The following is a 20,465-nucleotide window of genomic DNA, read 5'->3' on the forward strand; positions in this document are numbered from 1 at the left end:
AACGGAGAGAGAAAAATGTTTGAATTGATGGAAGATCATAACGAAGAAGCGGTGATTAAAGTCATTGGTATTGGTGGCGGCGGCGGTAATGCTGTTGAGCATATGGTATGCCAAACGATTGAGGGGGTTGAGTTTACAACGGCGAATACAGATTCGCAGGCATTACGTAATTCATCAGCCAATGTAACTTTACAATTAGGTGCCGATGTTACTAAAGGTTTAGGGGCAGGTGCTAATCCTAATATTGGTCGTGAAGCGGCTGAAGAAGATCGTGATAAAATCATGGAAACCTTAAAAGGGGCAGACATGGTGTTTATCGCCGCAGGTATGGGCGGTGGTACAGGTACTGGTGCAGCGCCAGTGGTTGCTGAAATTGCGAAAGAAATGGGTATATTAACGGTTGCTGTTGTGACTAAACCCTTCCCATTTGAAGGTAAAAAGCGTATGAATTACGCAGAGCAGGGCATAGAGGCACTGGCCAAAAGCGTTGACTCATTGATCACCATACCTAATGAAAAATTATTGAAAGTATTAGGGCCAGGAACAAGCTTATTAGACGCATTTAAAGCGGCAAACAATGTTTTATTAGGTGCTGTACAAGGTATTGCTGAATTAATAACTCGTCCAGGTTTAATCAATGTTGATTTTGCTGATGTACGTACAGTTATGTCAGAGATGGGAACTGCTATGATGGGTTCTGGCATCGCATCAGGCCCAGATAGAGCAGAAGAAGCTGCTGAAGCGGCTATTTCTAGCCCACTACTAGAAGACGTTGATTTAGCGGGTGCTCGTGGCATTTTAGTAAACATTACCGCGGGTATGGATATCAGTATTGATGAATTTGAAACGGTTGGTAATGCTGTTAAAGCATTCGCAAGTGAAAATGCAACGGTTGTTGTTGGTGCTGTAATTGACCCTGAAATGACAGAAGAGCTTCGCGTTACTGTGGTTGCAACGGGTATTGGCGCTGAAGGCAAGCCTGACATTACTTTAGTTAATCCAACACCTATAGTAGAGCAACGCGTTGTCGGTTCAGATTATACATCAGCTGCTGCGCCACAAGCTGAAATAAATACTGAATCTATTGCCATGACAGACAGCAATGTTCAAAAAGTTACTCATACGGATTTGGATAATTATTTAGACATACCTGCATTTTTGCGAAAGCAAGCAGACTAGTCATAGGTTGTAGTATTCAGTGTATTGATACCAGAGCACCAACAAAATATAAACAGCAAATTGAATTAGTTGCCTATTTTTGTTATATTATGCCGCCCACTTAAAAAGTGGTCTAATCTGTGCTATTGGTTTTTAGGAAATAAACTTTAAGAAAACTGGTTTTATATAAAAAAATCAAGTTATATTTTAAGTTCTATTTCTCTAGGTAATTAGATCTTAAGCAAAAAACGAAGTAAGCAAGCGAGGTTGTATGATTAAACAACGTACACTAAAAACAAGCGTATCAACTGTCGGAGTTGGTTTGCATAAAGGTGAAAAGGTACAGGTCACTCTCCGTCCTGCACCAGCCAATACAGGTATTATATTTCGCCGTGTTGACCTTGACCCTGTAGTTGATATTAAAGCGACACCTGAAGCTGTGGGTGAAACTACTTTGTGTACTTGTTTAGTAAATGAACAACAAATAAAAGTATCTACGGTTGAACATTTATTGTCTGCTGTTGCTGGTTTAGGTATTGATAACCTAATCATTGATGTGGATGCACCTGAAATTCCTATTATGGATGGTAGCGCACTGCCTTTCGTATACCTAATTCAATCAGTAGGGATTGAAACACAAAATGCGGCTAAGCGATTTATTCGAATTAAAAAAGCAATACGTGTTGAAGAGGGTGATAAATGGGCTGAACTGCTTCCTTTTGAAGGCTTTAGAGTAAATTTTTCCATTGAATTTAATCATCCTGTGATTGCCAACACCTGCCAAACCATGAGCATGGACTTTTCTAGTTGTTCATTCATCAAAGAAATTAGCCGTGCCCGTACTTTTGGTTTTATGAAAGATATTGAGTTTCTCCGTTCTCATAATCTCGCATTAGGCGGTAGTTTGGAAAATGCAATTGTATTAGATGAATATCGTATGCTAAATAAAAATGAGTTGCGTTATGATGATGAATTTGTGAAACATAAAATTTTAGATGCTATTGGTGATCTTTACATGGGAAGTGCTAGCATTTTAGGTGAATTAAATGCCTTTAAATCAGGTCATGGCTTGAATAATATGCTACTTAGAGAAGTATTTAAACAAGAGGATGCTTGGGAATGGGTGACTTATGAAGATGATAAGTTAACATCACCCATTGAATATCAAGAAATTAACGCTGCGGCTTTTTAGTTTACAATCTTTGTAATGATAGACGTCATCTAATAAAAACCGAGCATTGTCTCGGTTTTTTTAATTTTTAACGTTCATCGCGAAAGGCATTAGCAGCAAGTTTTTCTAATTTTTGTTTTAAACCTAGAGGAGCGTTTTTTGCGATCTCTAATAACTGTGTTGCAGTTTTATTGGAAATTTGTTGAATAGACCCCCGCTTTTGCATCGTGTTTTGTGAAGACATAGCGGTAGATGCGATGTTATTTGCATTATAAGTTTGTTGGTTAGGTGTTTTTCTATGTCCCTGGGGGTTCACTTTAATTTCTATTTGTGAAAATTGGCCTTGGGTTTGTTTGACCAACGCTTTACAGATAATATTACGTTCAAACTGCAACCTTTGCCCCCAAACGGGTGATTTTACTTCAATTATGAGGGTTGTTTTCACAAAATTAGCAATATTGAACGCATCTTCTGGCAGGTCAGGGCATATTTGTCGTACAATGTCCGACAACAAATTCAAAGAGTTGGTTTTTGATTGAATTTGTGCCAAAGTGCCTGTCGTTGAATTAAAAAGTGTCGACATATCTTTGGGCATTTTAGGTCTGCGTGCCATATGGGTACCGTCAATAATAACCTTAACTAGAATTATATATGAGTTTAACACTACTGTACCGTGGAAAGAATGTAAGATTTTCAATGCGCTTAAATAAGCTGCATTGGCTTTCTGCAGTTTTTATCTTTTCTTTAATATCAGGAGGGATTATTTATTTGCTGTTTTCAATGGGTGAAAAACCTACAGGTACAGCAGAATACTTTACAAGCCGAACAGCCGACTTGCATAATAATCTTATCGAAACTAAAGACCCACTCTCAATACAAACTGATATTGAAAATAAGCAAATCACCGCCCTAACAATAAAATTAGCAGAATTACAGAGCCATGTTTTACGGTTAAATGCGTTAGGCGAACGATTAGCTGATACTGCAAAAATACCTGAACAAGAATTTAATTTTTCTATGCTTCCACCGAGTGGTGGCCCTTCATCAAGCACAAGCGAAATGAGTAAAAAATCTTTTGCTCAACTACTGGCTGAAATCTCGCAGTTAGAAAATTCACTTAACTATGAAGAAAATAAATTGCAAATGCTTGAATCTTTGACATTAGGTCACCATATAGAAAACACACGTTATTTATCTGGTCGCCCTATTACCAAAGGTTGGTTGTCTTCTTACTTTGGTGTGCGTAAAGACCCTTTCAATGGTCGGCCTACAATGCATAAAGGTATTGATTTTGCTGGCAAAGAGGATGGCGATATCATAGCGACAGCCTCAGGCATTGTTACTTGGTCAGATGAAAGATACGGTTATGGCCAATTAATTGAAATTAATCATGGTGACGGATTAAAAACACGTTATGGGCATAATAAAAAATTACTTGTGAAAGTGGGAGATGTAGTAACTAAAGGACAAACAATAGCAAAAATGGGCAGTACCGGGCGCTCAACTGGGCCGCATGTTCATTATGAAATTTTGCATAATAATAAACAAATTAACCCGCTTAAATTTGTTTATCGCAAAGCCAAGTAATCAGAATAGGTGTAGAGCGCACGCTTGCTGCGAAAAAACTACAATAATAATTAATCACTTAGTGTACTCGCTTAGGTAGAACACTAAATTTCACAAAATGGTTTAATAAGATGTTTGTAAAATTGTTAACAAAAATGTTTGGTAGCCGAAACGATAGACTAATCAAGCAAATGACCAAAGAAGTAAAAAAAATTAACGCCCTAGAGCCAATCCTTGAAGCACTGAGCGATGAAGAGTTAAAGGCAAAAACAAGTGAATTTAAAGAACGTTTGAGTAACGGTGAAACGTTAAATAGCATTCTTCCTGAAGCATTCGCTGTGGTACGAGAAGCGAGTAAACGCGTTTTTGGTATGCGTCACTTTGATGTGCAAATGATAGGTGGCATGGTATTAAACGACGGTAAAATTGCTGAAATGCGTACTGGTGAAGGTAAAACCTTAACCGCATCATTACCCTCTTATTTAAATGCGCTAACAGGTAATGGTGTTCATGTGATAACCGTGAATGATTATCTTGCTACTCGTGATGCAGATTGGAGTCGACCATTATTTGAATTTTTAGGTTTAACGGTCGGTTGTAATATTGCTGGCATGGCGCCGCAAAACAAGCAGGCTGCTTACCAAGCCGATGTTACGTATGGCACCAATAACGAATTTGGGTTTGATTATTTACGTGACAACATGGTGTTTTCACCAGAAGAGCGTACTCAGAAGAAACTAAGTTTTGCTATTATTGATGAAGTGGATTCAATTCTAATTGATGAAGCGCGTACACCGCTCATTATTTCTGGGCAAGCGGAAGACAGCTCTGAACTGTACAAAAGTATCAATACCATTGTGCCAGTGCTTGAAGTACAAAGTGAAGAAGATAAAGACGAAGATACAGGTCAGTCAGAAGGTTTTGTTGAAGGTGACTTCACTATTGATGAAAAAGCCAAACAAATTTATTTAACAGAACGTGGTCAAATTCGCATTGAGGAAATCATGTGCGAAAAAGGCTTGTTGCAAGAAGGTGATACTTTATTTTCTGCTTCGAATATCACCTTGTTACATCATGTTATGGCGGCATTACGCGCTCATAAACTATTCCAAAAAGATGTTGACTATATAGTAAAAAATGATGAAATAATTATTGTTGACGAACACACAGGTCGTACAATGGAAGGCCGTCGTTGGTCTGAAGGATTACACCAAGCTGTTGAGGCAAAAGAAGGCGTAAGAATTCAAAATGAAAACCAAACGCTTGCTTCTATCACCTTTCAAAACTTCTTCCGAATTTATGACAAATTGTCAGGCATGACAGGTACCGCAGATACCGAAGCTTTCGAATTTCAGCATATTTATGGGTTAGAAACCGTTATTGTTCCAACGCATCGTCCTATGATTCGTAACGATATGTCTGATTTGATTTACTTAACGGCTGAAGAAAAGTTTGAAGCTATTTTAGAAGATATTAAAGACTGCGTAAAACGCGGTCAACCAGTGTTAGTTGGTACTATCTCAATTGAAACTTCAGAATTTTTATCGAACCTTTTAAAGAAAGAAAAAATAAAACACAAAGTATTAAATGCTAAGTTTCATGCTCAAGAAGCTGAAATTGTTGCTGATGCAGGTAAAGAGTTTGCGGTAACTATTGCTACCAATATGGCAGGTCGTGGTACTGATATTGTGCTGGGTGGTAATTTGAATGCTGCAATTGATGACTTAGCTAAAGGGAATAAACAACCAACCGAAGAGCAGATTGAAAAATTAAAAGCTCAATGGAAAATTGATCATGAACGTGTGCTTGAATTGGGCGGTTTAAAAATTATAGCGACTGAGCGTCATGAGTCTCGCCGAATTGATAACCAATTACGTGGTCGTTCAGGCCGTCAAGGTGACCCAGGGGCAACACGTTTTTATCTTTCAATGGAAGATTCGCTAATGCGTATTTTCGCCTCAGAACGTATTTCAAACATGATGCGTAAATTAGGAATGGAACACGGAGAGGCAATTGAACACCCTTGGGTAACACGTAGTATAGAAAATGCTCAACGCAAAGTTGAGGGACGCAATTTTGATATGCGTAAACAGTTATTAGAATATGACGATGTTGCTAATGATCAGCGCGGTGTTATTTACGAGCAGCGAAATGAACTACTTGATGAACCTGATATTGGTGAAGTGATTGATAATATCCGAGGTGATGTTATTAATAGTGTGATAAGTCAGCATATTCCGTCGCAGTCATTAGTTGAAATGTGGGACGTTGCAGGCTTAGAAGAGCAGCTTAAAGGGGAATTTAATACGAACTTGCCTATTGCTCAATGGCTCGATGAAGATAAAAAACTACACGAACAAGACTTACGTGAAAGAATTGTTGCTGAATTTGACCAAACCTACAAAGATAAAGAAAAAGTTGTGGGTGCTGACGTGCTTCGCCAATTTGAAAAAGCAGTGATGCTACAAAGTTTAGATTCTCACTGGAAGGAGCATTTAGCGGCAATGGATCATTTACGTCAAGGTATTGGTTTACGTGCACATGCTCAGAAAAACCCTAAACAAGAGTATAAACGTGAATCTTTTGAATTGTTTACAGAAATGTTAGATAACTTAAAATATGACGTTGTGGGAATATTGTCTAAAGTGCAAATTCAAGCGGAGTCTGATGTTGAAGCTGTAGAAGAACAGCATAGAAAAGCAGAAGTACCAGCTGAATTTCAGCACCAAAGTGCAGATAGTTTAGAAACTAAGCCGCAAATGCCGCGTGTAGGACGTAACGAGCCTTGCCCATGTGGTTCAGGTAAAAAATATAAACAGTGTCATGGTAAATTGAAATAAAGAGACTGTTCAGGCAAGCCTTAAACCGTGAGTGGATAATTTGCGACGATGTCGTTTGCAATTATTCACTTGCGGTAAATTATTCACATTGTAGATATTTTTATAACCCACCCTTTTACCTAGTACGTTTCTTCTTATGACCAAAACAATTCATGTTGCTGTTGGCGTTATTACCTCAATCAACGAATCAACTGAAACGCAATACTTTCTCACTAAGCGGCTTGTAGATGCTCATCAAGGTGGAAAATGGGAGTTTCCAGGGGGTAAGGTAGAAGAAAATGAAAGTGTTGCTCAAGCACTTGCTAGAGAGCTAAAAGAAGAAATAAATATAGATGTGTTATCGTGTCAGCCGTTAATGGTTGTTAATCATACGTATTCACAAGACAATGGCACAGATAAAAAAGTTTCTTTAGAGATTTTTATTGTCGATAATTATATTGGTGAGCCATCAGCACAAGAAGGGCAAGGAGAAGGTTGGTTCTCGCTTGATGAGTTACAAAAGCTCGACTTTCCTAAAGCAAATGACGTTATTATTGAAAAACTCTTAACTCTTAACTCTTAACTCTTAACTGTTAACGCTTAACTCGAGCTCTTTATTCTGGTTCAACAAAAAACTTATTATTTAAAATAAACTCATCTTCCATCGCATCAAGCATTTCTTCAGTTAAGGGAGTTTCACCTTGAATACTTTGGCTAATTTTATGATTTTCTTCTGCCCACTCACCTAAATCAATTAACTGACAGCGTTTACTACAAAAGGGACGAAATGTACTACTGGGCTGCCAAATAACTTCTTTGCTACAGTTAGGACAGGAAACTTTTAAGGTCATAATATATTTTACTAAGTTAGTGATGAGTTAATTGTTAGATTATACGTTAATTAATACTATAAGCGTTATCTTGTTATAGCAACTTCAACATCGTGCTAATGAAAATGTTGTCGCTTGGTTTGAATAGCGCCTACCTTGTTGTTCGCATGGCAACATAAAACGAATAGAATAACGAAATTTATTGCCACTGATGGTCGGGAAATATTGCGCACTTTGTGCAATTTTTATGCGTAGCAAAATTACCCCTTCTCCACTGTCTTGATAGAAACCGCTTTCAGTTTCAATGCATTCAAACTCTGACCGCTGTCGAACAAATTTTAGCACTAAGGCCAATGACTGCTTTATGTTGATAAGCAACGATAGCCATTGTTTAATATCTTTAGCTATATGATCACTGGGTTGATGTAACCAAAATTGTAATTGAGGTAAATCAAAGCTGGAATTTCCCCCTTGAATAGCGAAACGCTGTTTTAAACTCGCAAGCAACATGTTTTCTTTTAATTGCGACCATGTTTGGCTGTTAACTCTAAGTTGACTAACAAGAGCAACAGTTTCACGTAGGTTGTCTTCAAGAGCCGTTGTATCTATATTTGGTGCTTGAGACCAAACAACAAGATTATGTTGTAACTTCTCTAAATCTTTAATTAAATCGCCTCGTAAGTCGGTACGTTCGAGGGTATCAATAATGGCGAACAAAGCACTAAAAAAAACTTGATGATTAACAAGAATATCTGAAACCTTACAGCCGTCAACTTGCTTAAATAATTGCTCAAGCTTTAGGTAGTTACGAATACGTTCATTGAGAGGGTGTTCATACAATATTGTTGTCATGCAAAGTATTACAAATGTTTAAATTATGATGTCGTTAGTTGAGCGTCGTTAGTTGAACATAGTAACCATAGCATATTATTCATAGATAATTGAAATGGCGAATTCTTTTTTGATTGTTTTTTGTTTATTACCTTATGTACAGGTTTATTTTATCTATTTTTTGAACTTTCTTCAGCTAATAACAAATAGTTTTGGTGTAGTTGCTTAACTGTTTGTTTTAAACTGTCTAGAGTGCAATCATCATTATTTAATAAATCATCAGCGTGTGATTGTCTGATTTTTCTTGATACTTGACTATTCATAATAGCTTTCACTTGATTGATTGAATTACTATCTCGAGCTGTTGTACGCGATAGTTGAGTCGACTCCTTTACATCAATAACTAACACCCGATTAACCAAAGACGTTAAATTATTTTCAATAAGTAATGGGGCAACAATAATACAATAAGGGCTATTAGACTGCTTTACTTTAGCGGTGATTTCTTCTCGTATTAGTGGGTGTAATAGATTATTTAGCCAAGTTTTTTCATTGTTATCACTGAATATTTTTTGGCGTAGTAAGGCTCTATCTAATGTACCATCTGACTGAATGAAGTTGGCGCCAAAGTGCTCACTTATTGAGTGTAGAGCTGGGCTTCCTTTTTGTACAACATTGCGGGCAATAATATCCGCATCAATAATATCTATACCATAGGTGGCAAAAATATTTGTAACTGTTGTTTTTCCTGAGCCGATACCGCCTGTGAGGCCAATAATATAATCAGTCATATTTTTCTTTTTCTTTTTCTTAAAATTTACGTTATTTGCAGTAAATACCAAGACCAAATTTCATTACCCCATAGTAATGTTATCCAGCCTGCAACCGCTAAATAGGGACCAAAGGGAATTGCCTGTTCACGTTGATGTTTTTTAAATAAAACTAACGAAATACCCACTACAGCACCCACAACAGAGGCCATTAATATCAGTATCGGTAGCAATTGCCAACCAATCCAAGCGCCAAATAGAGCAAAAAGTTTGAAATCGCCAAAGCCCATTCCCTCTTTACCCGTTAATAATTTAAATAGCCAAAATACGCAAAATAAGCTCATGTAACCTACCACAGCGCCAATCACGGCATCTTGAAGGGGCACAAATGTGCCTTGCAAATTCGCAAGTAAGCCAAGCCAAAGTAGCGGCATAACAATTTGATCGGGTAATAGCATGTGATCAAAATCGATTAAGGTTAAACAAATTAACCCCCAAGTTAGTATAAGCAATAATAGGGTTTCTATTGAAACTCCCCACTGTAAGGCTACTACTAAGCTTAATAGTGCGGTTGCCATCTCTACAACAGGATAACGAATTGAAATTTTGTTTTTACATTGGCTACATTTACCCGCTAAAAACAGCCAACTGATAACGGGAATATTTTCATAAAAGCGTATTTTATGACCACATTTGGGGCAAGTTGAGTTAGGAACAGATAAGGTCAGTGGCGCTATTTTTTTTGCGGGTACATTGGTTAATTCATCCGCTAAAAATTCTCGACAGTCGCTATACCAAGTATTGTGCATTATTTTGGGTAAACGATAGACAACTACATTCAAAAAGCTACCTATTATCAATGAAAAAATGACAATGCTAATACCGAAGGCTATAGGCGACTGTTGAAAGAATAGTAAGGTTTGCTCAAACATAAAAAGCTCGTAGTTTTTGACTGAAAATATACATAAGTAAACACTTAATAAGTGGTTAAAATCTTGCTTACACAACCATACCAATTTGGAAAATAGGCAAATACATGGCAATAATCAATCCACCAATTACAACACCTAGCACGGCCATTATCATGGGTTCTAATAAAGCCGTTAAATTATCAACGGCATTATCTACTTCAGCTTCGTAAACATTGGCAACCTTTGATAGCATATCATCAACCGCACCAGACTCTTCACCAATGGCAACCATTTGAATAACCATGTCTGGGAAAATACTACAGTTACGCATAGCAAGGTTCATTTGCATACCTGAGGTTACTTCTGCCCTAACATCTAAAATAGCATCACGAAATACCGCATTACCCGCAGCGCCTGCTGCAGAATCTAGAGCGTCTATTAACGGTACACCAGCAGCAAAGGTGGTTGACAGGGTTCTGGCATAACGAGCAACCGCTGCCTTTTCGAGTAAATCACCAATAACGGGCAGTTTTAAAATGTTTCGGTCTACTTGATCGCGTAATTTTTGGCTATTGCGATGTGCTCGTTTGAATAAAAAAATAAAAGCAAATACCGCTCCTAAGCCCAAGTGCCAATAGGCAACCATAAAGTCTGAAATACCCACTACAAATAAGGTAAAGCCTGGTAACTCAGCACCAAAGCTAGCAAAAATTTCTTGAAAAACAGGTACTACAAAAATTAATAATATGGAGGTAACAACGGCAGCAATCACTAAAACAGCAATAGGATACGTCATGGCCTTTTTTATTTTAGCTTTTAAGGCTTCCGCTTTTTCTTTGTAGGTTGCAATACGGTCATAAATGGTTTCTAACGAACCTGATTGCTCACCGGAAGCCACTAAGTCACAGTAAAGATCATCAAAATGTCTAGGGTGGTCGCGTAAACAATCAGACAAAGGAATACCCGAAGACAGTTTGTTACCTATTGTAGCTAATAATTTTTGCATATTACCATTGCTATGGCCTTTACCTATCATTTCAATGGTTTGTACTAAAGGAACACCTGCCCCTAGCATGGTGGCAATTTGTCGAGAGATAACAGCAATATCTGCAGGAGTAATGGCTTTATCACCGCCTAGACCAAATAAAGGCTTAGCTTTTCTCTTTACTTTACTGGGGGTAATACCCTGCTTACGCAGTTGTGCTTTCAATTCAATAATATTGTTTGCTGACAGTTCACCGTTAATTTTTTTTCCTTTACGGTTTACGCCTTGCCAAGTAAAAACATCTAATGCTTTTACTTTAGGGGCCTTTTTTTTTGCGACTGCTGTTGCCATAAAATTACCTATTACCCATTAATTATGTAGAGAGAAGGTTTTACACTACATTTACTCGTGTTAAATTTATTTATATAAAATTAAAATAAAGTCAACGCGATTCCTTTTAATATACAATAAGCCAGCTATCCGCTGGTTACACGGTTTATTTCTGCAAGACTGGTCATGCCATTCATTGCTTTTTGTAACCCTGATTGCCGTAAATTGTTATAGCCTTCTTTTTGGCATTGTTTGGCAATATCTAATGAGTTACCGCCTTCCATGATAATGGATGAAATTTCAGGGCTAATTTTAATTACTTCATAAATACCAACTCGTCCCTTGTAACCACCCGTACATTGAGCGCAACCCACGGGTTTAAATAGCTTGATCTCAGCAAGTTTATCAACAGGAAAGCCTTGTTCTGCTAATTGTAGTTCGGATAACTCTTCTGGAATTTTACAGTGAGGGCATAAACGCCTAGCTAAACGTTGAGCAATAATAATAGTAACAGAGCTAGCCACGTTGTATGAGGGCACACCCATATTTAATAGTCGGGTCAGTGTTTCAGCAGCCGAATTGGTATGTAAGGTAGACAATACCAAATGCCCTGTTTGTGCGGCTTTTATTGCGATTTCTGCGGTTTCTAAGTCACGAATTTCACCCACCATGACAATGTCGGGATCTTGGCGTAAAAAAGAACGTAAAGCACTAGGAAAAGTTAAGCCAGCGCGATTGTTAATTTGAACTTGGTTAATACCCTCTAAATTAATTTCTACAGGATCTTCTGCCGTTGAAATATTGCGTTCTTCAGTATTAAGAATGTTTAAACCTGTATATAACGACACGGTTTTACCTGAACCCGTTGGCCCTGTTACTAATATCATGCCTTGGGGTTGTTCAAGTGCCTCCATGTATATTTTTTTTTGTTCAGGCTCGTAGCCTAGCATATCAATACCTAACATAGCGCTAGACGAATCAAGAATACGCATTACTATTTTTTCGCCCCACATGGTAGGTAAGGTACTTACCCGAAAATCTATAGATTTTTTCTTCGACAAGGCTAGTTTTATTCGGCCATCTTGCGGTACTCTGCGCTCAGCAATGTCAAGCTTCGACATAACTTTAAGGCGGGCAGACATACGTGAAGATAACGACACGGGTGGACGGGCAATTTCGGTTAATATACCGTCAATACGAAAACGAATCCGAAACGAGTGTTCATAAGGCTCAAAATGTAAATCTGACGCACCTTTTTTGATAGCATCTAATAAAATTTTATTAATAAAAACAACAATGGGGGCATCATCTTCGCCATTGCCAGTGTTGTTGTCGTCATTGTCTTTTTCTTCTTGTACATCTAAGCCCGATAATTCATCGGAATCAATATCTGTTATATCAAGGGCAGTGCTTTCATCTTCAAGTACTTTTTCAATACAGGTTTGTAAGCCTAACTCATCTGTTAATATTAACTCGGTACTGTAGCCCGTGTTAAATTGAATTTCTTCTAAGGCATCAAGGTTTGTTGGGTCAGACATGGCAACAAACAACACTTTACCCCGTAAAAATAAGGGCAAGGCATTATGTTTGTGAATGAGTTTTTCATTGCGTACCCCTTCAGGTACTAAGGTGGTATCAAAACGTGCTAATTGTATATAAGGGTAACCAAACTTATGAGATAAAATAGCGGCAATTTTTTTGCCATCTAGTTTTTTGTCATCGACTAAATAACGAATAAAGGGTTTGTTCTTGCCAGTAAAATCACTAAAAATACTATCGACGTTTTCAAGCGGAATGAGCTGCTCATTAGCTAATGCGGATAAAACACTTGATTGCTGGTGGTTGCCTTTCATAACTTTTGGTAGATAACCTTTTGAATAAATTCAATGAATACATCAAATTTTAGTGTAACTTAATTTTAACCTAAAGCACAAAAGTTTTATTAAGAATAGGGTAGAGTTTGATTTATTTTTTAAGGTGGAATAAAAAAGCTCCCGTAGGAGCTTTTAGTGTGCAAGGAGACATTTAGTTCATAAAACTTTAGCAGTAACCGGCAGCTTGACAGGTTCCTGCAAATGTCCACGTAACAGCACCATTATTCATTGCAGGAGTTAATATATAAGTTTCTCCATTTAAACCACTATTAGTTCCCGCAGTTACTGTAATCACTGCTGTATCATCCGTAACTACTACCGAAGCGACATTAGCACCTACAGCTGCACCTGTTTGTAGGGCTGAAATGTTATCATTGTCTGTTGTATCACATGTAGCCAAACCATTATTAACTTGACCACACACTTCAATTGCGGTTTTTAAACCTCCTGCAGCTGAAGTAACTTCTGAAAATGCAGCACGAGCTGTATAAGTTTGATACGCAGGCAATGCCACGGCAGCGAGAATACCGATAATCGCAACAACGATCATCAATTCAATTAGAGTGAAACCTTTTTGGGCTTTGTTTGTCATTTTGTTCATTGCGTTTAAATTTTTCATAGTAATATTTTTCATAGTAATAATTCCATTAATTTCTACGGGGGCTGCAGTTAATATGCGACATATTTTTATAAATGTAAAATAATGGCGCGCTTTTTTTTGCTTTTAATTTATATTTAATCCTGTGTTGATTACTTTTTTACCAAAGCATTAGTTTTAGTTAACAATTTGGTTGGTAATTAACATTAGGTTAACTTTTTGGCGGTTAAACCTAGAGCTGATTATTACTGATATCTTCGCTATCCACGACTAAATGTTGGCTTGTTGAAGGCTAATTTAGCACCGTGTGAATAAATCAACACAAAAAGCTGTATTAAATATAACTAAGTTAATTAAGTTGTAAAGAATAATGTTCAACAAAATGCCAACTTTGTCTTTAAAATGAATCAATTGCTGTTTTTTTAGTGAATTTTTAGTGAAATAAGGTGGTTAACTAATTAAAACAGATAAAAAAATAATCAAAATGGGCGTGATCTTCCCTTAACAATTCTGTATAATCCGCGCTCCCTACGTTACAAACTGTCTTTTTAATGGTCTGTTTCTCTGAATAAGCGGGGTTTTATTGCCTAGCTTGTTTATTAAATGGGTATTTTTTGAAGGCGTTAGGCTCGATACTCGAAGGGGTAATTGCGTGGTCTATTATTAACCGATAAAACAGATATATGGTAAGCGTGTGTTTGATTTATCATTTAAGTAACATTTTTTAATTTGGGTTTTTTAATGAAAACTTTTGTAGCTAAACCAGCAAGCGTACAACGCGAATGGTTCTTAGTGGACGCCGAAGATAAAACTTTAGGTCGTATCGCTACTGAAATTGCAAGCCGTTTACGCGGTAAGCATAAACCAGAATATACTCCTCATGTTGACACAGGCGATTATATCGTTGTTATTAATGCTGAGAAAGTACGTGTAACTGGTAATAAAGCGAAAGGTAAAATTTACTATTCGCATACTGAATTCCCTGGTGGTCTTAAACAAATTAGCTTTGAAAAGCTAATTGAAAAAGCACCAGAACGTGTTCTTGAATTTGCAGTGAAAGGCATGTTACCTAAAGGTCCTTTAGGTCGCGAAATGTTCCGCAAATTAAAAGTGTATGCTGGTGCTGAGCACGCGCATACTGCACAACAACCACAACTTTTGGAGCTGTAAGCAATGGCTGATAATCAATATTACGGTACTGGTCGTCGCAAGAGCTCAACTGCTCGTGTGTTCATGAAAGCTGGTAACGGTGCAATCACAATTAACAAACGTGACATTTCTGAGTATTTCGGACGTGAAACAGCTCGTATGGTTGTTCGTCAACCGTTAGAGTTAGTTGAAATGTTAGAAAAGTTTGACTTTAACATCTCTGTAGTAGGCGGTGGTATTTCTGGTCAAGCGGGCGCGATTCGTCACGGTATTACTCGTGCGTTAATGGAGTTTGATGAAACATTACGCTCTAGCTTACGTCATGCAGGTTTTGTTACTCGTGATGCACGTAAAGTTGAACGTAAGAAAGTGGGCTTACATAAAGCACGTAAGAAACCACAATTCTCAAAACGTTAAAATTCGTTATATTCAGAATTTATACGTCATTGTCTGTATTGTTTGCCCCAGTCACTTAGAATACCTAAGTTCAGGGGCTCACAATTTGACGGCTTTGTCTAAATCCAGAATATTTAGAATTCAACTATATTCGTTATATTATACGAATACAAAAAACCGACCTTGTGTCGGTTTTTTTATGTGTAAAATTTAAAATGGTGTTGCCAATAGGGCGTAACGAGATATAAACCACGCATTATTAAGTCATAATATTAAAAAATAGCTAAATTCACATTAGAATCAATTTGTTACATTTATCACGAAATTATTTGTTATTCCTGAAACAATGTTGCTTAGAAATAATGGTTATTTTGATTAATGTATTGCAGTGTAACTTTCTATTGTTATTTCAGTTTTTTTCGATTTTTACAGCACTTAGCTGACTTTTTACCTTGTAAAAAATGACCTATTTCTTTATGATCGTAAAAATTTTTGTCGATATACCGCTTGGTATAAGTTTGATCAAACAAAAATAAGGCTGTGTTTATTTTATTAACGTAATTTATAAGCAATAAAGCTAATAATAATTGTTTGATCATCAATGTGATTTGGAGAGTGTGAATGAGCAATGTGCCTGTAAATAACGGCCGTCGACGCTTCTTAACTGCGGCTACTGCCGTTGTTGGTGGTGCTGGCGTTGTCGGTGTGGCTGTGCCTTTCATTGGTTCCTGGAACCCAAGTGCTCGCGCGAAAGCTGCGGGTGCTCCAGTAGAAGTCAATGTAGGTAAAATAGAGCCTGGTCAATTAATCCGCGCAGAATGGCGAGGTAAACCTGTTTATGTCGTTAGGCGTACCGAAGAAACAGTCAACAATTTAAGTAAGGTTGATGACCAATTACGTGATCCTAATTCTGAAAAAGCACAGCAACCAAGCTATGCAACCAATGCTTACCGTTCAATTAAGCCTGAATTTTTAGTTGCATTAGGTGTTTGTACTCACTTAGGTTGTGCACCAACTCATCATAACGGTGACTTTGATCAATTTGTTGAAGGTGTAAGCCAAGGGTTCTTCTGTCCATGTCATGGTAGTAAATTTGATATGGCTGGTCGTGTATTTCAAGGGGTTCCTGCACCATTAAACTTGATGGTTCCTGAGCATTCGTTTACTAGTGAAAACACTTTGTTAATCGGTGTTGGCCCAGATGAAAGTAAAGGAGAAGCATAATGTTAGCAAACTTTATGGCTTGGATGGATAAACGATTACCCTTAACCGATGCTTGGAATAAGCATTTGGCACAATATCCAGCCCCAAAAAACTTTAACTTTTGGTACTTTTTTGGCTCATTAGCCATGTTAGTACTGGTAAACCAAATTTTAACTGGTGTGTGGTTAACCATGAGTTATGAGCCATCAGGTGATGGTGCATTTGCCAGTGTTGAATATATCATGCGTGATGTTGATTACGGTTGGTTGTTACGCTATATGCATTCAACGGGCGCTTCTGCTTTCTTTATTGTGGTTTACCTTCACATGATGCGTGGCTTAATGTACGGCTCGTATCAAAAACCACGTGAATTATTATGGATCTTCGGAATGTTGATCTTCTTGGTATTAATGGCTGAAGCATTTATGGGCTATTTATTACCTTGGGGCAATATGTCGTACTGGGGGGCACAAGTAATTATCTCCTTGTTTGGCGCTATTCCTGTTATTGGTGATGACTTAACGCTATGGATTCGTGGTGATTATGTTATTTCAGGAGCAACACTTAATCGCTTCTTTGCTTTACACGTTATTGCGATGCCATTAGTGTTAGTTATTCTTGTATTTTTACATATTTTAGCCCTGCACGAAGTCGGTTCAAATAACCCAGAAGGCACCGACGTTAAGAAACCTAAAGGCAGTGTTAAGCCAGAAGATCAAAGTAAATTTAAATTTCACAAACAGTATACTGACAAATACGACATTGTTGATGCAATACCTTTCCACCCTTACTACTCAGTAAAAGATATTATGGGTGTTGCTGGTTTCTTAATTTTATTCTGTTGGGTGATGTTTTTTGCACCTGAAGGTGGCGGTTACTTTATGGAAGCGCCAAACTTTGAGCCTGCTAACGGTTTGAAAACACCAGAGCATATTGCTCCAGTGTGGTACTTTGGTCCTTTCTATACTATTTTACGTGTTATCCCAGACAAGCTGTTAGGCGCTATTGGTATGTTCTCTGCCATTATCGTGCTTTTCCTTGTGCCGTGGTTTGACCGTGGTGTAGTGAAATCAGTTAAATTCCGCTCTAAGCTACATTTACTTAACCTAATTCAGTTCTCAGTATGTTTTATTGTTTTAGGTGTTTTAGGAACTTTACCTGCAACACCAACGGCTAACTTAATTGGTACTATTGCTACATTTGGTTATTTCGGATTCTTCGTTGCACTTTGGTTTTATTCTAAGAATGAAAAATGTAAGCCAGTACCAGAGAGGGTTTCACACTAATGAAAAATTTAATTAAGGCGCTAGCTTTTAGTTTAGTCACTGTTGTGTCTATGTCTGCCCTTGCTGCATCAGGTGGAGCAAATTTAGATCATGCCAATAATGATTTAACCGATAAAGAATCATTAAGAAATGGTTTTAAAACTTACATTAACTATTGTTTAGGTTGTCACCAATTACAATATCAACGTTATAATCGTACCTTTAAAGATTTAGGTATTGAAGAAGCTGATGGTGTTGCAAATTATATGTACACAGGTGAAAAATCAGGTGATCATATTACCAATACTATGTCAAAGAAAGAGGCCGCTAGTTGGTTTGGTACTGCGCCACCAGATTTAACCTTGGAAGCACGTTTACGTAGCCCAGATTGGATTTATACTTATTTACGTTCATTTTATATGGATGATAAACGTCCTTTTGGCGTAAATAATAAAGTATTTAAAGATGTTGGTATGCCGCATGTGTTACAAGACTTACAAGGTGTTAGTTCAATAGATGAACATGGTAATATCTCTCCAGCAATGGGTGGTAGTTTAACCGCAGAAGAATATGATATTGTGGTTCGTGATTTAACCAACTTTTTAGAATATGTTGGTGAACCAAGTAAACTTGATCGCGAAGCTATGGGCGTGAAGGTATTAATATTCTTGTTTGTTTTCTTTATTATTTCTTATTTCCTTAAGAAAGAATATTGGAAAGACGTACATTAGTAACCTTTACCGTTAGTTTGTAAAAGTTACAATAAAAATACTGGGGGCTTTGTGCCCCCATTATCCGTTTTAAGAAATGCAATTCTTAGACACTCTTTATAGAAAGTAGGAGGCCCTATGGCCGTAGCAGCAAATAAACGTTCAGTAATGACGTTATTCTCGCATGCTGATGATATGTATAGTCATCAAACACGTATAGTATTGGCAGAAAAGGGCGTTGGTGTTGATATTAATTTAGTTGATCTGGCAAACCTGCCAGAGGACTTAATTGACTTAAATCCCTACGGAACAGTACCAACATTAATAGACCGAGAATTAGCTTTATATGAAGCTAAGATTATTATTGAATATTTGGATGAGCGTTTTCCACATCCACCATTGATGCCTGTTTACCCTGTATCACGCGGTCGTAGCCGTTTAATGATGCACCGTATTGAAAATGATTGGTATAGTTTAGCTAATGTTATTTTAACGGGAAGTGCTGAAGAAGCAGCAAAAGCACGTCAAGAGCTGAAAGAAAGTTTATTGAGTGTTGCGCCTATTTTGAATGAAGCGCCATATTTTATGAGTGAGGAATACAGTTTAGTTGACTGTTATTTAGCTCCATTATTATGGCGTTTACCTGCTTTTGGTATAGAGCTAGAGGGCCAAGGTTCAAAAGAACTTAAAACGTATATGTTACGTTTATTTGAGCGTGAGTCATTCCAAGCGTCTTTAACTGAAGCTGAGCGTGAATTACGTTTTGGACACTCAGATTAATGATTGATTCGTCCGACATCAAAATGAGTTCTAATAAGCCCTATTTGGTTGGGGCTTTTTATGACTGGATTTCAGACAATGATTTGACACCTTACATTGTGGTTGATGTGAGTGTTTATGGTGTTTTAGTGCCAATGTCATACGTAAAAGATGGTCAAATAGTCTTGAATATCGCTTCTACTGCTGTAGGAAGTATAGCCTTAGGCGAACATGCCATTGAGTTTAGTGCGCGTTTTGGTGGTAAACTTGAACATATGACAGTGCCTTATGGTGCAATTTCAGCTATTTATGCCAAAGAAAATGGTGCTGGCACGTCTCTACCAATTGAGCATCCTAGTGATGAAGATATAGAGGTAATAGAAGGCGATAAAGCTGATATGAAACCTCAATCTACGCCTAAACCAAGCTTAACTAGTGTGTCATCGGGTGATAAAACATCAGGTCATAAAAAATCGGGTAAAAGTAAGGCCAGTTTGAAAGTAATTAAATAGCGTAGGCGGTACTTCGATACGGTATTCGTTATCTTAAATATTCAAACGCTTTAAAAACTCTATTTACACCACTGATGTTGCGGGTAATATTTACCGCAGCATCAGCTTCTTTCTTCGATACAATTCCCATTAAAAAAACTTCGCCATTTTCAGTAATTACTTTAATGTTTTTTCCATTCACTTTATCACTGGAAAACAATGCTGTTTTGACTTTAGAGGTTAACCATACATCGTTGGTTTGAGTGGTTACCGACGTAACGTTACCAATTCGTATTTGATTATGTATACGAACAACACCGTTTATATTATTAACAATTTTTATTGCTTGATCTTTAAGGTATGTTGAAGGTGCTTGACCAATAATTAAAACTGAACCATTAACACTGGTAATATGTAAATTAGTATTGGCGTTTAATGATTTGTTTTTTGTAATTTCATTATAAGCCTCAATTTCTATGCTTTGATCATCTATTTGGTTACCAATACTTCGACGGTCAGTCGCCATACTCGCACCCGTTGTAATTGCAACCACCGCAACAGCGGCACAGCCTTGTAAAATACTTAAGGTAAGCACAATTGCAACAAATTTAGCCAATGTGATTTGTGTTATTTTAGAAAAAATAGCCAT

At 37.4% G+C, this 20,465-nt stretch carries 21 protein-coding genes; 12 read left to right on the plus strand and 9 right to left on the minus strand.

The annotated features are described in order from the left end of the window. Positions 1 to 15 precede the first annotated feature (15 nt). The gene (gene ftsZ, locus ACE1OF_RS00330) at positions 16 to 1,179 is read left to right on the plus strand and encodes a cell division protein FtsZ (protein ID WP_448891855.1); all 1,164 of its coding nucleotides are present in this window, start codon (positions 16 to 18) and stop codon (positions 1,177 to 1,179) included. A 250-nt stretch (positions 1,180 to 1,429) separates the two neighbouring features. Next, complete coding sequence (gene lpxC, locus ACE1OF_RS00335; RefSeq protein ID WP_448891856.1) at positions 1,430 to 2,350, plus strand: UDP-3-O-acyl-N-acetylglucosamine deacetylase; 921 nt, start codon at positions 1,430 to 1,432, stop codon at positions 2,348 to 2,350. Between the two features lie 67 nt (positions 2,351 to 2,417). Here lpxC and ACE1OF_RS00340 read toward each other — a convergent pair whose 3' ends face one another. After that, positions 2,418 to 2,942 carry a DUF721 domain-containing protein gene (locus tag ACE1OF_RS00340; RefSeq protein WP_448891857.1) on the minus strand — a complete coding sequence of 175 codons (525 nt, stop codon included), beginning with the start codon at positions 2,940 to 2,942 and terminating at the stop codon, positions 2,418 to 2,420. A gap of 83 nt (positions 2,943 to 3,025) precedes the next feature. Between ACE1OF_RS00340 and ACE1OF_RS00345 the strand changes: the two genes are divergently transcribed. From ACE1OF_RS00345 to mutT, 3 genes are all read left to right on the plus strand, one after another. Further along, positions 3,026 to 3,916 (plus strand): M23 family metallopeptidase, encoded by an 891-nt coding sequence (locus tag ACE1OF_RS00345; protein ID WP_448891858.1) that lies wholly within the window; start codon positions 3,026 to 3,028, stop codon positions 3,914 to 3,916. Positions 3,917 to 4,026: 110 nt separating this feature from the next. After that, positions 4,027 to 6,735, plus strand: coding sequence for a preprotein translocase subunit SecA (gene secA / locus ACE1OF_RS00350; protein ID WP_448891859.1), 2,709 nt, complete (start codon positions 4,027 to 4,029; stop codon positions 6,733 to 6,735). 136 nt (positions 6,736 to 6,871) lie between these two features. After that, entirely contained in the window at positions 6,872 to 7,297 is a 426-nt protein-coding gene (gene mutT / locus ACE1OF_RS00355; RefSeq protein ID WP_448891860.1) for an 8-oxo-dGTP diphosphatase MutT, read from the plus strand. A gap of 31 nt (positions 7,298 to 7,328) precedes the next feature. Here the strand turns inward: mutT and yacG are convergent, their stop codons facing one another. The 7 genes from yacG to ACE1OF_RS00390 all read right to left on the minus strand — a co-directional run bounded on the left by yacG (position 7,329) and on the right by ACE1OF_RS00390 (position 13,879). Next, on the minus strand, positions 7,329 to 7,565 hold the full coding sequence (gene yacG, locus ACE1OF_RS00360; protein ID WP_448891861.1) for a DNA gyrase inhibitor YacG: 237 nt from the start codon (positions 7,563 to 7,565) through the stop codon (positions 7,329 to 7,331). A gap of 84 nt (positions 7,566 to 7,649) precedes the next feature. Next, on the minus strand, positions 7,650 to 8,396 hold the full coding sequence (zapD, locus tag ACE1OF_RS00365; protein WP_448891862.1) for a cell division protein ZapD: 747 nt from the start codon (positions 8,394 to 8,396) through the stop codon (positions 7,650 to 7,652). A 149-nt stretch (positions 8,397 to 8,545) separates the two neighbouring features. After that, entirely contained in the window at positions 8,546 to 9,166 is a 621-nt protein-coding gene (coaE, locus tag ACE1OF_RS00370) for a dephospho-CoA kinase (protein WP_448891863.1), read from the minus strand. Between the two features lie 26 nt (positions 9,167 to 9,192). Further along, the gene (locus ACE1OF_RS00375; RefSeq protein ID WP_448891864.1) at positions 9,193 to 10,077 is read right to left on the minus strand and encodes a prepilin peptidase; all 885 of its coding nucleotides are present in this window, start codon (positions 10,075 to 10,077) and stop codon (positions 9,193 to 9,195) included. A gap of 67 nt (positions 10,078 to 10,144) precedes the next feature. Continuing rightward, positions 10,145 to 11,392, minus strand: coding sequence for a type II secretion system F family protein (locus ACE1OF_RS00380; RefSeq protein WP_448891866.1), 1,248 nt, complete (start codon positions 11,390 to 11,392; stop codon positions 10,145 to 10,147). Between the two features lie 125 nt (positions 11,393 to 11,517). Next, positions 11,518 to 13,224 (minus strand): type IV-A pilus assembly ATPase PilB, encoded by a 1,707-nt coding sequence (pilB, locus tag ACE1OF_RS00385; protein ID WP_448891867.1) that lies wholly within the window; start codon positions 13,222 to 13,224, stop codon positions 11,518 to 11,520. A gap of 187 nt (positions 13,225 to 13,411) precedes the next feature. After that, positions 13,412 to 13,879: a pilin gene (locus ACE1OF_RS00390; protein ID WP_448891868.1), complete on the minus strand. Its 468-nt coding sequence runs from the start codon at positions 13,877 to 13,879 to the stop codon at positions 13,412 to 13,414. Positions 13,880 to 14,584: 705 nt separating this feature from the next. Between ACE1OF_RS00390 and rplM the strand changes: the two genes are divergently transcribed. The 7 genes from rplM (at position 14,585) to ACE1OF_RS00425 (ending at position 19,837) form a co-directional block, all read left to right on the plus strand. Further along, positions 14,585 to 15,013: a 50S ribosomal protein L13 gene (gene rplM, locus ACE1OF_RS00395; protein ID WP_242287534.1), complete on the plus strand. Its 429-nt coding sequence runs from the start codon at positions 14,585 to 14,587 to the stop codon at positions 15,011 to 15,013. A 3-nt stretch (positions 15,014 to 15,016) separates the two neighbouring features. After that, positions 15,017 to 15,409 carry a 30S ribosomal protein S9 gene (gene rpsI / locus ACE1OF_RS00400; RefSeq protein ID WP_448891870.1) on the plus strand — a complete coding sequence of 131 codons (393 nt, stop codon included), beginning with the start codon at positions 15,017 to 15,019 and terminating at the stop codon, positions 15,407 to 15,409. Positions 15,410 to 16,009: 600 nt separating this feature from the next. Next, positions 16,010 to 16,612 carry a ubiquinol-cytochrome c reductase iron-sulfur subunit gene (petA, locus tag ACE1OF_RS00405; RefSeq protein WP_448891871.1) on the plus strand — a complete coding sequence of 201 codons (603 nt, stop codon included), beginning with the start codon at positions 16,010 to 16,012 and terminating at the stop codon, positions 16,610 to 16,612. Then, entirely contained in the window at positions 16,612 to 17,877 is a 1,266-nt protein-coding gene (locus ACE1OF_RS00410) for a cytochrome b (protein WP_448891872.1), read from the plus strand. Before petA ends, ACE1OF_RS00410 begins: the two co-directional genes overlap by 1 nt. Further along, the gene (locus ACE1OF_RS00415; RefSeq protein WP_448891873.1) at positions 17,877 to 18,587 is read left to right on the plus strand and encodes a cytochrome c1; all 711 of its coding nucleotides are present in this window, start codon (positions 17,877 to 17,879) and stop codon (positions 18,585 to 18,587) included. The genes ACE1OF_RS00410 and ACE1OF_RS00415 overlap by 1 nt, the downstream gene beginning before the upstream one ends. 117 nt (positions 18,588 to 18,704) lie before the next feature. Further along, positions 18,705 to 19,346 carry a stringent starvation protein SspA gene (gene sspA, locus ACE1OF_RS00420; RefSeq protein ID WP_448891874.1) on the plus strand — a complete coding sequence of 214 codons (642 nt, stop codon included), beginning with the start codon at positions 18,705 to 18,707 and terminating at the stop codon, positions 19,344 to 19,346. Between the two features lie 23 nt (positions 19,347 to 19,369). Continuing rightward, complete coding sequence (locus tag ACE1OF_RS00425; RefSeq protein ID WP_448891875.1) at positions 19,370 to 19,837, plus strand: ClpXP protease specificity-enhancing factor; 468 nt, start codon at positions 19,370 to 19,372, stop codon at positions 19,835 to 19,837. A 28-nt stretch (positions 19,838 to 19,865) separates the two neighbouring features. Here the strand turns inward: ACE1OF_RS00425 and dolP are convergent, their stop codons facing one another. After that, the gene (gene dolP / locus ACE1OF_RS00430; protein WP_448891877.1) at positions 19,866 to 20,465 is read right to left on the minus strand and encodes a division/outer membrane stress-associated lipid-binding lipoprotein; all 600 of its coding nucleotides are present in this window, start codon (positions 20,463 to 20,465) and stop codon (positions 19,866 to 19,868) included.

The sequence above is a fragment of the Colwellia sp. E150_009 genome, from assembly GCF_053543955.1.